This window comes from Oceanobacillus sp. J11TS1, from assembly GCF_018333215.1.
Lineage (GTDB): Bacteria > Bacillota > Bacilli > Bacillales > Amphibacillaceae > Oceanobacillus.
This window is the reverse complement of the sequence record NZ_BORO01000025.1, coordinates 43,806-58,087: the sequence shown is the minus strand read 5'-3', so window position 1 is coordinate 58,087 and position 14,282 is coordinate 43,806. Positions and strand designations below refer to the sequence as shown.

12 protein-coding genes are annotated in these 14,282 nt (G+C 38.4%); 8 read left to right on the top strand and 4 right to left on the bottom strand.

Annotation, left to right across the window (positions count from 1 at the left end):
• The first annotated feature begins 558 nt into the window (after positions 1–558).
• The 7 genes from KI343_RS16020 to KI343_RS15990 all read left to right on the top strand — a co-directional run bounded on the left by KI343_RS16020 (position 559) and on the right by KI343_RS15990 (position 9,092).
• Positions 559–2,466 carry a family 20 glycosylhydrolase gene (locus tag KI343_RS16020; RefSeq protein WP_212927434.1) on the top strand — a complete coding sequence of 636 codons (1,908 nt, stop codon included), beginning with the start codon at positions 559–561 and terminating at the stop codon, positions 2,464–2,466.
• A 12-nt stretch (positions 2,467–2,478) separates the two neighbouring features.
• A complete protein-coding gene (locus KI343_RS16015; RefSeq protein ID WP_212927433.1) occupies positions 2,479–3,492 on the top strand; it encodes a lactonase family protein in 1,014 nt (337 codons plus the stop codon).
• 256 nt (positions 3,493–3,748) lie between these two features.
• Positions 3,749–5,362, top strand: coding sequence for an extracellular solute-binding protein (locus KI343_RS16010; RefSeq protein WP_244857035.1), 1,614 nt, complete (start codon positions 3,749–3,751; stop codon positions 5,360–5,362).
• A 354-nt stretch (positions 5,363–5,716) separates the two neighbouring features.
• Positions 5,717–6,652 (top strand): ABC transporter permease, encoded by a 936-nt coding sequence (locus KI343_RS16005; RefSeq protein WP_212927432.1) that lies wholly within the window; start codon positions 5,717–5,719, stop codon positions 6,650–6,652.
• 15 nt (positions 6,653–6,667) lie between these two features.
• Positions 6,668–7,564, top strand: a complete 897-nt coding sequence (locus KI343_RS16000; protein WP_212927431.1) for a carbohydrate ABC transporter permease — start codon at positions 6,668–6,670, stop codon at positions 7,562–7,564.
• A 33-nt stretch (positions 7,565–7,597) separates the two neighbouring features.
• Complete coding sequence (locus KI343_RS15995) at positions 7,598–8,212, top strand: YesL family protein (RefSeq protein WP_212927430.1); 615 nt, start codon at positions 7,598–7,600, stop codon at positions 8,210–8,212.
• 172 nt (positions 8,213–8,384) lie between these two features.
• Positions 8,385–9,092 (top strand): GntR family transcriptional regulator, encoded by a 708-nt coding sequence (locus KI343_RS15990; RefSeq protein WP_212927429.1) that lies wholly within the window; start codon positions 8,385–8,387, stop codon positions 9,090–9,092.
• Positions 9,093–9,165: 73 nt separating this feature from the next.
• Here the strand turns inward: KI343_RS15990 and KI343_RS15985 are convergent, their stop codons facing one another.
• Positions 9,166–9,543 carry a DUF488 domain-containing protein gene (locus tag KI343_RS15985; protein ID WP_212927428.1) on the bottom strand — a complete coding sequence of 126 codons (378 nt, stop codon included), beginning with the start codon at positions 9,541–9,543 and terminating at the stop codon, positions 9,166–9,168.
• 188 nt (positions 9,544–9,731) lie between these two features.
• The gene (locus tag KI343_RS15980; protein ID WP_212927427.1) at positions 9,732–11,159 is read right to left on the bottom strand and encodes a processed acidic surface protein; all 1,428 of its coding nucleotides are present in this window, start codon (positions 11,157–11,159) and stop codon (positions 9,732–9,734) included.
• Between the two features lie 221 nt (positions 11,160–11,380).
• Between KI343_RS15980 and KI343_RS15975 the strand changes: the two genes are divergently transcribed.
• Positions 11,381–12,103, top strand: coding sequence for a GntR family transcriptional regulator (locus KI343_RS15975; protein WP_212927426.1), 723 nt, complete (start codon positions 11,381–11,383; stop codon positions 12,101–12,103).
• A 373-nt stretch (positions 12,104–12,476) separates the two neighbouring features.
• Here KI343_RS15975 and KI343_RS15970 read toward each other — a convergent pair whose 3' ends face one another.
• On the bottom strand, positions 12,477–13,157 hold the full coding sequence (locus KI343_RS15970; protein ID WP_212927425.1) for an ABC transporter ATP-binding protein: 681 nt from the start codon (positions 13,155–13,157) through the stop codon (positions 12,477–12,479).
• Position 13,158: 1 nt separating this feature from the next.
• Positions 13,159–14,199, bottom strand: a complete 1,041-nt coding sequence (locus KI343_RS15965; protein ID WP_212927424.1) for an ABC transporter permease — start codon at positions 14,197–14,199, stop codon at positions 13,159–13,161.
• Positions 14,200–14,282 lie beyond the last annotated feature (83 nt).

Genomic DNA, 14,282 nt, shown 5'->3' with positions numbered 1-14,282 from the left:
TGGTTCATAGGCCAAGACCCAACTATGGAAAAAAGCGTTGGCCTTACCACCAAGGCTACCATGCCCACTACTCCATGTAAAACCGGTGCACTTCCTGGGAATTTACACATACTTATTGACAGTACCCGAAAAAAGTGAAACGCGCTCGAACCCAGATTGAGGCCGCTCGAAAAAAGTGAAATGCGCTCCAAACTAGTCTGAGGCGCTCGAAAAAAGTGAAATGCGCTCCAACCCAGATTGAGGCCGCTCGAAAAAAGTGAAATGCGCTCCAACCTAGATTGAGGTCGCTCGAAAAAAGTGAAATGCGCTCCAACCCAGGCTGAACACGCTCCGAAAAAGTCAAATCAACTCCCCAAATAGATCCCCCACTATAAAATAATTTTCATAGAAAAAGAAGGATATTACAAATAAAAGTCGAAATCATGTATTTGAAAGGGATTTCAAGATTATAAAAATATTTTATGTGCTGCTCTTTTGGAAGGGCTTTTTTTACAGGGTAATACATTATAACGTTATGAATTAAAGCCGGGCAGCATATAAATGAAGGGGTGATGTCATTTGAATATTTCATTTAAAGGGGATGTGGAGCTTGTCCATGCAGGGATTACAGAATTGCAAGATGCTTATGGATTTACCCTCGCAGATAAAGGGGAGATTGTGCTAACGGGCAAGCAAAATGATCAGATCAAAGGATTGACAGTAGAGTTAGAGGAGGGTGCCGGAACGATTACGTATCAGCAGCCATGCCATTTTTTCAGAGCGCTTGGCTTGATTTTAGAAAGCTTAGAAAAAGGGGATAGGCAGGTAAATATTCAAGAGACGATGCAGTTTTCCAGTATTGGACCAATGTTTGATTTGTCGCGGAATATGACCATGAAGTTATCCACTCTAAAAGATTTCATCCGAAAATTAGCTATTATGGGACACAATGCTGCAATGCTGTATATGGAGGATACGTATGAAGTGGAGGGGGAGCCTTATTTTGGCTATATGCGCGGGCGATATAGTGAGCAAGAGCTGCGGGAATTGGATGATTATGCAAATCAATTTGGTATCGAGCTGATTCCTTGTATCCAGACTTTGGCACATTTAGAGGAATTTCTAAAATGGGATGCTGCCTACAAATATAAGGATACACGTGGGGCTCTATTATTAGAGAGTGATGCTACGTATGATTTATTGGATCGCATGATTTACGCGGCGACAAAACCTTTCAGGAGCAATCGCATCCATATCGGCATGGATGAGGCGGAAGAAGTAGGGCGCGGCCGATTTTTAAATATGCATGGTTATAAAGACCGTTTTGACTTAATGAAAGTGCACCTAGATAAAATCGTTGAAATAACTGATAAATACAACTTACACGCTGTTATGTGGAGTGATATGTTTTTAAAACTCGCTTCTACAACGGGGGATAGCTACGACAAAACAACAGACTTACCAGACTATATTGTCAATCAGTTGCCAGAGAATGTGCAATATATGTATTGGCAATATGCACAAGTAGACCAGGAACATTATGAACGTATGTTGCAGCAATTAAAACGGTTTGGCAGTACGCCAGCATTCGCGGGCGGCGTGTGGGTGTGGAATACATTTGCCCCGAACTATCAAATTTCCTTGGCTGCCAGTGAGCCGGCGCTTACAGCTTGTAAACAGGAGGGGATTGAGGATGTGTTTGTGACGCTTTGGGGGGATGATGGTTTTGAAAACAATGTATATAATGCACTCTATGGATTACAATTCTATGCAGAACACGCTTATCATAGGGAAATAGATACGAACCACGTCAAAAAGCGCGCGCTCTTTTGTACAGGCGTTGATCCAGATGCGCTGCTTGCATTGAATAAAATGGATCAGCCACCAGGTGTAGAGGAGGGGAATTTACGACAGACAAACCCATCAAAATTCTTACTATGGCAAGATGTACTGCTTGGATTATTTGATAAGCATATCGAAAAATATGATGTTGGAACATTTTATGAAAGACTGGCGGAGGAGATCCATCAGTATAATCAGCAAACTCCATATCGCTTTTTTGATGTGCCGGAAAAACTTTGTCATGTCCTTGCAAAGAAAGCGAAGTTAGGTGTCGAATTGAAATCAGCCTATGATGCGGCGGATAAAGAAAAATTGCAACATATTTCCCAACAGGTTATACCTGAGGTTATAGAACGTGTGAGGGCATTACAATCTGCTCACCGAAATCAATGGCTGTCCTTAAACAAACCTTTTGGTTGGGAAGTGCTAGACATTCGTTATGGAGGATTATTACAGCGTTTAGACACAGCCTGCAGGCGAATTGATGATTTTTTACAGGGAAATATTGAAGCAATTGATGAACTCGAACAAGAGAGATTATATTTCTCTCCAGCTGTAGAGGAGTCCAGCGGATTGGGGTGGTCCAGCTATTATTATCGGATGGCTTCCCCTAATGTATTCTTTCATGTATTGCCGATTTATTGAGGAGGATGCCAGATGAATAATCAGGATACAGAATTGCTTATTGGCTGTTATGGAGAGGATGGCAAGGCATGTATTCATTGGTTGAAAATACATGCCGGATCCAGCAGCATGCATCGTTTAGGGAAAAAGGATGGAATCAGCAACCCATCCTTTTTAGCAAAGCACCCAACAAAAGAACGTGTCTATGCCGTTAGTGAAGTAGAGGATGGAGAAGTGGTTTGCTATAGGCTGGACTACAAAAACCATCAGTTGGAAGAACGGTCGCGGTTGCGGACACATGGCGGACCGTGTTATGCCGAGGCAAGTGCTTGTGGAAAGTATTTATTTGTTAGTAATTATTCAAATCCCAGTGTTGTCGTCTACGCTCTAAAGGAGAACGGAGATTTTCAAGAAGAAGTAGAACGAATTGATGTCCCTTCTGAAAATGCTGCCGATTCGCATATCCACACAGTTCGACAAATCCCGGGTACTTCTTTTATTGCTATGACAGATATAGGTGGAAGTAAAATTTATATATATCAATGGAACGCGAGACAAAGAAGTTTGCTTCCGGTTCAAGCCATTCCTGCACCTGATAACGCGGGACCGAGACATATTGCTTTTCATCCGGACCAATCCATCATGTATGTCGTAAATGAATATCAATCAAGCGTGTTTGTATATCGGTATGCAGAGCAGTTTGCATGTATCCAATTGATACAGCAAATCAATACAGTGGATGTCGCGAAAAATTACGGTGCAGAAATACAATATATAGGTGGCAAAATAATTACTTCCAATAGAGGAGCCGATTCATTGACTATTTTTCATGTGAAAGAAGATGGGAAGCTTGAAAATGAAACTTCTATTCCCACAGGAGGAGCATGGCCCAGACATTTTTGTAGTAACCAATCGATTCATCATCAGCTATTTGTATCTAATCAAAAAAGTAATAACATAACCGTTATTAAACAAATAGGTGGGAAGTATTCCATTACCAATGATACATTTTCTATCTCTTCTCCTGCATGTATTATTGCTATATAGCACGTATACCCGTATTTAGACATGAATAACGATAAAGACCTTATAGCAATACAAATTCGTATAAATATCATAATAGTCATTATAATGTTATGTTGACATTAATTAAAAATAGTGATACTATTCCGAATAAGTGCAATAATTAACATCTAGAATAACTATTTTTGAAGGGGTGGTTGTCGGGGGAAAGGAAAATAAGAAAGTGAGTCTGTTAGAAGCATTTTGTTTTACATTTTTCCTACTTACAAGGGGGTTCATTATGTTGAAGAAATTTTGTTTCTTAATGGCAACACTTATTTTTGTAAGCGTTTTATACGCGTGCGGTGGTAATGATGGTGAAAATAATAAGGGAGACGCAGCAGGTGGCGATGACGTCAATGCGACAGGTTTTCCAATTGTTGATGAAGAATTAGAACTTACCTTTTTTGCGAACAAGCCTGCACAAAACGAAGGAAACGATTGGAATGATATTTTAATTTGGAATGAGTACAGAGATTTAACAAATATTAAAGTGAATTGGAATACGGTTAGTCCCGATGCACTCGAGGAAAATAGAAACTTGGCATTAGGAAGCGGTGATTTGCCAGATGCATTCTTTCTTGCACAGCTGACAAATACAGATTTATTACGTTATGGTTCACAAGGTTCCTTTTTAGCGTTGAATGATTTAATAGATGAGTATGCACCAAACTTAAAAGAGCTAATGGAAAATGATCCAACGATTGAAAAAGCAATCACTTTCCCGGATGGCAATATTTATTCCATGCCAGCGTTAATTGAAGAAGATTTTCTTTCTTTACGACTTAGTGCAAGACCTTGGATTAATGAAGCGTGGTTGAATGAACTGGATATGGATATTCCCGAAACAACAGGAGAGTTCTATGAATATTTAAAGGCCGTTAAAGAACTTGATCCAGCAGGAAACGGAGATACGATCCCTTATGGAGGTACAGACATTGCAGAGCTTGTTCAATGGCTGTCTGGATCATTCGGCGTAATGAATCATGGTGCCTCCAACACAAACTTGGATTTAGATCCGGATGATGATTCGAAGGTGCGTTACTATGCAACATCCGATGAATATAAAGAAATGCTGGAGTATATTAATATGCTTTATGAAGAAGGATTAATTGATCAAAGTATTTTCACGATTGAATGGGGACAATTCCTTGCAAATGCTTCAGATAATTTATATGGAAGTATGATTTTCTATGACCCAATTGAATTATTTGGGGAAGAAATCGGATCTCAATATAATAGTTTAGCAGCATTAGAAGGACCAGATGGACATCAGTCTTACAATAAGCTTTCCTCTTCTGTGTGGACTCCTGATAATCTGGTGATAACTAGTGAAAATCCGAACCCAGCTGCAACAGTCCGCTGGATGGACCATTTTTATGGGGAAGAAGGCGCGGAACTTTATTATATGGGCGTAGAGGGAGAAACATTTGAAATAGAAGATGGGGAAGCTGTTTATAGTGATCATATTTTGAATCCAGAAGGTGATATGACATTTGAACAAGCAATTGCCCAAGATTTAACATGGCTGGGTTCCATCAGCGGAATTATCAAAGCAGATTACTTCCAAGGCGGGGAAACAGCACCGCAGTCTATGGAGGCGGCAGAAAAAATTGAACCGCAAGTAATTGATGAAGTATGGCCGAGATTTACCTTTACAGAAGAAGAGAACCGCATTCTTCAATCAACAGGAGAAGATATAAATAAATATGTAGAGGAAATGCGCGACAAGTTTATTACAGGTGATGAAGATTTAGACAATTGGGATACGTACATCCAAACGATTGAGCAGATGGGAATGGAAGAGTTATTAGAAGTTTATCAAGCTGCATATGACCGTTATCAATCTAACTAAAGAATCGCTTGTTTTAACCCATTGAGGTTGGGACAAAAGAAAATGTATTATCTAGAAACCAAACAATATGCCAATAGAGCGTAGGAAATATACCTAGACTCACGAAAAGCGGAGTTTATTTCCGAAGCATGATATTCGTACAAATAATGTTTGGGATTTTCTGGATAAAAAACATTTTTGTCTCAGCCTCCTTTTTTACACATTAGGGGAGCAGTAAATTTTTAGGGTGAAGGAACAAGTATATGATCCATGATGAAAATGAAATTAATTACATAGCACAAAGTTTTGAATCTCGCTATGACTGCGATGCTTTAGTAGAGGACTATTCCATATGACGAAGGGGGCAATGGAAAGATGGGAAAAGATCAACTCATCCAAAATGGTAGAAGAGCCAGATTCAAGAAGAATTTTCTGCGTAATTGGCAGCTTTACCTTTTTATGATGCCAGTCTTTTTGTACTTTTTTATATTTCATTATATACCGATGTACGGAGTCCAGATTGCCTTTAAAGATTATTATGCGACGCTTGGTATTTGGGGAAGTGAATGGGTTGGGTTTGAACATTTTGAGCGTTTCTTCAGCTCTTATTATTTTTGGAGACTTCTCAAAAATACAATTATCTTAAACTTATATATGCTTGTTCTGTTTCCATTACCAATTATTTTAGCTTTAGCGTTTAATGAACTTAGAAATGGTGCATTTAAAAAATGGACCCAAACGTTAACCTATGCACCTCATTTTATCTCTGTTGTAGTAGTGGTTGGTATGCTGGTAGCTTTTCTGGATCCTAATACAGGTTTGGTAAACCATGTATTGCGCGCGTTCGGGTTGGATGCGATTCCGTTTTTAACAAGTCCAGATTGGTTCCGCCATATCTTTGTATGGTCAGGCCAGTGGCAGACCTTAGGCTGGAGCACGATTATTTATCTTGCTGCACTTGCAGGAGTTAATCCAGAATTACATGAGGCTGCTAAAGTAGATGGTGCGACAAGAATGCAACGAATTACGCGTATTAACATTCCGAGTATTATGCCGACAATTGTTATCTTATTTATTCTTAATATTGGTAATTTTATGCAAATAGGATTTGAAAAAGTACTTTTAATGCAAAATACGTTAAATTCCGAGACTTCTGATGTCATTCAAACCTTTGTGTATCAAACAGGTATTTTGGAAGGGCAATATAGTTTTGCGGCAGCCGTTGGGTTATTTGAATCAGCCATTAATATTGTGCTATTAATTACAGTCAATCAAATTGCCCGAAAAGTTAGCGAGAATAGCCTATGGTAGGGAAGGAGATGCATTATGTCGAAATTTAGTGTGTCGGATAAAGCCTTTGATAGACTCAATTTTCTGTTCGTGCTACTCGTGACGTTAATCATTATTTATCCACTTATATTTGTGATTAGTGCGTCGATTAGTGACCCCCATGCCGTGAATACCGGAAAGATGTGGCTATGGCCGGTGGATGTGACGCTTGAAGGTTTCCGGCGTGTTTTTCAAAATGATGCTATTTGGACAGGGTATAAAAATACAATCATTTACACAGCAGTTGGCGTGGCTATTCATTTGTTTGTACTCCTGCCGGCATCTTATGCTTTATCCCGTAAAGAATTAATGGGAAAGAGAGTTTGGCTTTGGTTTATTTTATTTACTATGTTATTCAATGGAGGGTTAATCCCTACTTATTTAGTGGTTCGTAATTTGCAAATGCTCGATACTATATGGGCGATGGTTATTCCTGGCGTGATTGGTGCCTGGTCTATCCTGGTTGCGAGAACTTTCTTCCAACAGACGATACCGGATCAGCTCGTTGAGGCAGCTAAAATTGATGGAGCAAGTGATATCTATTTATTTATCAAAGTTGTTCTACCATTATCCATGCCAATTATTGCAGTTATGGCACTATTTCATGGCGTAGCATTATGGAATCAATATTTTAATGCCTTGATTTATTTGAGGAGCGAAGATAAATTCCCGCTGCAACTGATACTGCGGCAGATTCTCATTCTCAATGAGGTTAGTGCAGATAGCGCGTCCAGTGCTGCGGGAAGCGCACAATCCTTCGCAGATCAAATTAAAACAGCATCTCTTGTAAAATATGCAGTTATTATTGTTTCTGCATTGCCATTACTTATTGTGTATCCTTTTTTACAGCGCTTCTTTGTAAAAGGTGTGCTGATTGGGTCGGTTAAAGAATAACATAGGAGGTTATAAAGAAAGGGAGAGATGACGATGGCAGAAGTAGCTCGTGGATATTATATATTCGCAATTTGGATAACACGTTTGGCTTACCTAAATATATTATGGGTTCTGTTTACAATTGCAGGTCTTGTTATCTTTGGAATCATGCCAGCAACAGTAGCGATGTTTTCTATTGTACGTAAATGGCAGAGAGGTGAAGCGGAACTGTCGATTTTTCCAATGTTTTGGGAGACTTATCGTCAGGAATTTTGGAAAGCAAATCGGATTGGCATTATTCTATTTTTGGTAGGGTACTTGTTTTCGATTCAATTCCAAATTCTTGGAGCGCAAAGTGCATTAGTCTATCAGATGGCTCAATTTTCTGTCGTAATCGTTTTTGCTTTACTGGTTATTCTTATCGTTTATTTTTTTCCGGTATATGTCCATTTTGAACTGAAAACGATACAATATCTAAAGTGGCCGTTAATTATTGCTATTGTTCACCCGATACTCACTGTATTTATAATGGTTTGTATCGGTTTGGCAGGCTATTTTATCCTTCAGGCGTTCCCAGCTATCCTTTTCTTTTTTGGGGGCAGTCTCACTGCTTATTTCATTACTTGGGGTGTTTCTAAAACATTTGCCAAGTATGAAGCGGCTACGTAATCTGTTCTTACTATTACAATGATTTTTAATAGACGTACAAAGTTTAGCATTGGTCCTATTGCTGGTACAATAAGAGGAGAAGAAAAGTTATCATAAAATCGCGTGTATACGTAATGGAAGCTTTAGCATCGACTTGATAAGTGGATTTGGATAAAGAAAGGTAGAGATTGCGATGAAGCTAAACGTGAGACAAGGATCATTATACCTGCAAGTAAAGGATATTTTGAAGGAAAGAATTATTAGCGGACAATATCCCAAAAACACCTTAATCCCCTCAGAGCCAGAACTGGAGAAAGAATTTGAAGTGAGCAAAATTACCATTCGCAGGGCCGTAGAACAATTAGCTCAAGAAGGGTATGTGGAAAAAAGAAGTGGTATCGGAACCACTGTACTTGCTAATCAAGCTGTTTCCAAACTTTCAAAAGGCCAGCGTTTTTCCGAGTACCTGATTGGAGAAGGCCATCAATTAGGAAAAAAGTTGATTAAGGTTACAAAAGTAGAGGATATCCATCCGCCTATTAGTACATTAGCCGGTGACGGTGCTTATTGCGTGGAACGTCTCTACACATTAGATGGTGAGCCATATATTCACTTTAGGCATTATCTTCCATCATCCATTTCCTTGCCAGAGGATCCTGATGTATTTGTCAATTCATTATATGACATGTTATATCAAGAAGGAATTCGCTTTTTCCGATTCAAGGATGAATTCAGTGTGTCCACCCCGCAGCCAGCTATTGCAAAAATGCTAGAAATAGAGATACAGCCGTTACTGCAGCGTGAACGCTTTTCTTATGATGAGCGGAATAAGCTTGTAGAATATTCTATTGCCTATTACCGCACGGATTTGCATAAGTATATTGTTAATTTTAATGTATAAAGAACAAAAGCGTACCTTCGATGGATCTAGGTACGCTTCATTTCATCTCAATAAGGTTTGATAGACTATGAAGTTAACCTTCCTTATTCGGGGAAGGCAACTCACTTTCCAATACTTCTTTTAAAATCAATGCGTGATTATGTTCCTTATCTTTGGCGGCATATAATAAAATAAGGGTTTGCTCTTTTTGCAGCTCTTGAAGCTCAGTCAATTTTTTAATTTTCTCATCATCATTTAGCAATTCTTTTTTATAAGCTGCTTTAAAATCCGGAAATTTTTCTGGATCATGGTTAAACCATTTTCGTAACGATGGAGTAGGTGTCACTTCCTTTGCCCAGTCATCTAGTTTTGCCTCTTTTTTAGAAACCCCTCTTGGCCAAACTAAATCAACTAACACGCGATAGCCTGACTCTTTTGATTTTTCATAGATACGCTGCAGCACGATAGACATTGAAATTCCGTCCTTTCCAATTATCTTTTCTCTCCCCTTAATATAACATTGCTAGATTTTTAACTCTATGAATTAAGTTTTGTTAAGCCTTAGATTATATTGGAGTGTACACTAGCACAGGGTGTGGATATCTTTATAACACTTACCCACAAGATATCCACAAGTGACCAGATGATATATTATTTACGCTATATGTTTCGTTTTCTTGCTAAAAGCAGCAGGGCGCCGCCTATTATCATAAGTACCAGACCCCAAATGCCATACTCTGTATAATTTGAAGCGGTATCAGGTAGTTTTTCTCCCTTTTCGTTTGAAGCAGTATCAGGTAATTTTTTTCCCTTTACGCTGGAAGGGGATTGTGCAGCATCCGAAGAACTGGCCTTTTCTGATGGAATCTCCTTTTCATTTTTTTCAATCGTTGTAGACGCTGTTTTTTTAGATGCTTCGGTTTGAATGGCCTTGCCCGTATCGATAATAGCATCGGATTCTACCATTTCCCCGGAAATAATTAAGTCAGCAAGGAAGTCGCCTTGCAGGTTATAAATATTGACCTGCAAATCTGCATTTTCTAGCTTTGTTAAGTTGAATAATGTTTGCAGTGACAGGGCCTCTTCTCCTTGATCTGTAACAAGTACAAATTCTACATGGAACTGGAAGATATCAATAAACTCTTTGAAAATGGCCATTAACTCAGCGATTTGTCCCGGTGTTAATTCATTAACTGTTTCAAAATCAGCAAATGCCATCATTCGGTCAGCTGTGTTTAGCATTCTTTCTATTGTTTCATCGCTAGTAATCCCAGGAATGTTGTGAACATGCTCTTCCAAACGAAGCAGCTCATCTTCTGTTAAAGCAAATTCATGCATAAAGAAACTTAAATCAAAGATATCCTCTTCCCAAATAATTTCTCCATCCAAATCATAGGATAAATCATCTAAGTAAACATAGTCGCTTATATCCAAGCCATTCTCAGAGATAAGCTGTAGGATATCTTTTTGATTCATCCCAAAATACGGTCCTATATTGCTTAAGTCCTTCTTTATAACTTCCCCTAGAAATTCAGCTAGCTCATCGACTGTTTTAAAATCATTTAAAGCGCTTCCGTAAAGAGCTAAAGAAGTTTTAATATGATTTTTACTAACTTGAAAACCGCGGGCATTACTTGTTTCATTTAAGTAAGCAGTTAAATTTTGCTCAAAATCAGGGTCTCTTGGAGTTATTTCATATAGGTAATATCCAACTTTTGTATAAAGGTCATCTAGGAAAACATAATCCTCTAGTGTTTCTCCAAATTCAGCCAAAGTTGCTTCTAACCTTGCCTGGTCAATTTCATAATCATCGTAAATCGGATTTAAATTGCTTCCGTCCTTTTGGATGACTTCTCCTAAGAACTCTTTTAAATCCTTAACCGTATCAAATTCCTCTAAATAATAGTCATAGAAAGAAACAGAGAATGCAATATCTTCTTTTGTGACAGTCAATCCACGCTCTGAACTAATTTCTGTTAAATAGTTTTCTAGCTCTTTTTGGAAATGGTTTGATTGTGCGCTAGCAATACCAGGTAAAACAATAAATAGAATTAGGAATAATGCAAAAATTTTTACCGGTCTTTTCATTACTTCTCCTCTTTTCAATTTAAATAACTAGCTTAATGAGAAAATTATAGCCTTAAAGCCCCTTTCTGGCAATCTATTTTAGAAAAATATAAAAAGATAGATTAAAAAGTGAATGTTTTGTGGTATTTGTCGGCAACCGTTTACAAAATCCAGGGGTTATGTCACTATATTGGTATACAAGTATTCAGTGAAACAGGGAGAGGTAGAGGAGGATATATGAGGTGAAGACATTTTATCCGAAGAAGCAGTTGAGAAAAGAATCAAAAGGGGAACAAGTACTTGCAGAACTCAGAATGAGAATTATCTCACGGGAAGTTCAGCCAGGAACCGTTCTCTCTGAAAACCAAGTAGGAACTTTATTTGAAGTAAGCCGATCTCCAGTCAGAGAAGCTTTACGTGTATTAGCAAATGAAAATCTGGTCCGTCCCGAGCGGATGGGGGTTGTAGTGGTTGGTATTTCTGAGAAAAATATTGAAGAAATCTATGATGTTCGTTTAATGGTAGAGTCTTTTACCTTTCAGCGTCTGTTAGAAATGAATACGGATAAGCTCGTTCAGGAACTTGAAAAAATGGTTGAAATGATGAAAATAGCCATTAAATATAAAGATGTGGATCAATTTTCTTTTCTAGATCTTGAATTTCATGAAATAATTATTCAATCGATTAACCATCATCATATTATGATGCTATGGAATAATTTAAAGCCAGTTTTAGAATGTCTAATTATTTTATCGATGCGTTACCGGATGATGACCAATGAAAAAGATTTTGAGCGTATTATCCATAATCATGAATTGATCATCGAAGCAATCGATAAAAAAGAGACAGAGCTGGTGAATTTAGCTTTTGATAAAAACTTTCATGATGTTCAAAATCAAGTGGAGGACCTCTGGACAGACGAAGAAATATTAAAGGTAGTAAGAGAGTATAGTGTGCAAGAATGAGTAATGAGGCTGAGACAAAAGTGTTATTTATCCAGCAAATTCCGAACATAATCAGCGCGATTACCCGCTTCGGAAATATACTCCGCTTTCCGTGGGCTTGTCCTTAGCCTCCTTTAAAGAAGACTTGCTGACTGGCAAGCCAACAGGCGCAGACAGAAGCAAAGTCGCGCTTATGCCTGTGGTAGAAAAAGAAGTTCGCTTTTTCTGCGGGGTCTTCACACTGGGACTGCGGTTACTCGTCCCACCGAAAACCATTGCGCTTTCCCACAGGAGTCTACGTATATTTCCTACGCTCTATTTGCATATTGTTCGACTTCTAGAGGATTTACTTTCTTTTTGCCCCAATCCCATTACTTAGATAGATCTATGGTGTTTATTTTTTAACGATTTTTCCATCAAGCATTTCAATTACATGATCGACAAAGTTAAGCATGTCCATATCGTGTGTCACCATTAAAACAGTGATATTCCGCTCCTTCGAAAGTTTCTGAATCAGCTTCATTACATCCTCTGAGCGTTTAGAATCGAGACTTGCAGTAGGTTCATCCGCAAAGAGTATTTTGGGATTATGAATAATGGCCCTAGCTACAGCGACGCGCTGTTTCTCTCCGCCGGATAAAGAAGCGGGATAAGCGTCTTTTCGATTCCACATATCGACAAGTTCTAAAACCTCCCTGATTTCCTTACTCTTTTCTTGCCTGGAAAGAGGGGATTCCGCTGTTTCCAGCATTAATGCTAACTGCTCCTCCACGGTTAAAAAAGGTACTAAATGGGCAAATTGAAAAATAAAACCAAATTGTTTCGCCCGAATTTGACGAAGTTTTTCATTACGCATCGCTGTCAAATCTTCCTTCTGAAAAGAAATATGGCCATCTGAGGCTGTTTGCAATCCGGCTGCAATTGTCAGTAATGTACTCTTTCCAGAACCAGAAGCACCAGTTAAGGCGGTGATTTTTCCCTCGGGAAGTGTGACATGAATTCCTTTTAAGATCTCTTCTTCGATCTCTCCATGTGAAAAAGTTTTTTTGACGTTATTCATATGAAATAAACTCATTTTACATCTCTCCTTGCTGAATAGCTTGCATTGGTTCAACACGCTTTATTTGAATGCCTGATAAAGTTGCCCCAATAAATCCAATGACGACAAAAATAATCGAGAGAAGCAGCGTTGTCTGTAAAGTTAAGTGAAATGGCATTCCACTTGGTGCTAGCCATTGAAATAACTGGCTGATTAGAATGGAGAATACTAATGAGATGATGGAGATGAAGAGCATTTGTGCCCACATCATTTGAAATAGCCTTCCAGTTTTTACACCAATCGCTTTCAAGATACCGTAGATACCGAGCTTTTGCACATTAATCATATAGAAAAAGATTGCAAATAACATTCCGCTGATCACAAGCAGAAAAATAACAATCATATTGAGTGACATCTGTTCTGCATTATAACTTGGAATGGTATTTAAAAAATCACTATTAGAAAAAGGCTGTAAATCAGTGAATGCGGCTGTATCATTAATTGCGCCCTCGGTAATAAAACCTATCTGCATGGAATCTGTATGAAATAGTTCCTGAAAGTCAGCTTGGCTTATAAATGCTGCTGGAGAGTGGCTGTATTTTTCGTGCTCTACAAAGCCCGCTACAGTTAATGTTTGATTCCATTGCTCGTTAGTTATTTCATCACCAATTGCTATCCCTTCTTCTTCCATGGAAGTGTCTAAGATCACTTCGCCCTCTTTGACATCTGGAAAATACGTATCATCCGTTGCAGTCACATAAGCAACACTGCGCTGTTTATCGGCTTCATCTATAAAGTTCCCCATCTGAATAGAGAAAAAGGTGGCATCAGGCTGTTCATCTAAAATTTCCTTCTGTTGCGTCTCTGGTATTGTTGAGAAGTTGTAGGTTTCATCTGCATCTTCTGTCATATAAAAAGTACCATTCGGCAGATTTTTTATTAGCGAAGCATTATCCTGTGAAAGTCCATTTGCTAAGCCTGATATAATGAATGTTAATAAGCTGATTAGAAAAACAATCGAGCCTAGTATCGTATAGCGTAATTTATTTCTCTTTATTTCTTTCCATGCCATTTTCATTTTACGTTGACCTCCTGATTTCTAGTATATGAAGAATATAAAATAGAAATATGAACACAACATGAACAGGAAATTTCAAATGA

Excerpts from the sequence above, each read along its gene's own strand:
- KI343_RS16010 (WP_244857035.1), top strand. The coding sequence starts at position 3,749 with ATGTTGAAGAAATTTTGTTTCTTAATGGCAACACTTATTTTTGTAAGC.
- KI343_RS16015 (WP_212927433.1), top strand. The coding sequence starts at position 2,479 with ATGAATAATCAGGATACAGAATTGCTTATTGGCTGTTATGGAGAGGAT.
- KI343_RS16000 (WP_212927431.1), top strand. The coding sequence starts at position 6,668 with ATGTCGAAATTTAGTGTGTCGGATAAAGCCTTTGATAGACTCAATTTT.
- KI343_RS16005 (WP_212927432.1), top strand. The coding sequence starts at position 5,717 with ATGGGAAAAGATCAACTCATCCAAAATGGTAGAAGAGCCAGATTCAAG.
- KI343_RS15980 (WP_212927427.1), bottom strand. The coding sequence starts at position 11,159 with ATGAAAAGACCGGTAAAAATTTTTGCATTATTCCTAATTCTATTTATT.
- KI343_RS15990 (WP_212927429.1), top strand. The coding sequence starts at position 8,385 with ATGAAGCTAAACGTGAGACAAGGATCATTATACCTGCAAGTAAAGGAT.
- KI343_RS15970 (WP_212927425.1), bottom strand. The coding sequence starts at position 13,157 with ATGAGTTTATTTCATATGAATAACGTCAAAAAAACTTTTTCACATGGA.
- KI343_RS15965 (WP_212927424.1), bottom strand. The coding sequence starts at position 14,199 with ATGAAAATGGCATGGAAAGAAATAAAGAGAAATAAATTACGCTATACG.
- KI343_RS15985 (WP_212927428.1), bottom strand. The coding sequence starts at position 9,543 with ATGTCTATCGTGCTGCAGCGTATCTATGAAAAATCAAAAGAGTCAGGC.
- KI343_RS15995 (WP_212927430.1), top strand. The coding sequence starts at position 7,598 with ATGGCAGAAGTAGCTCGTGGATATTATATATTCGCAATTTGGATAACA.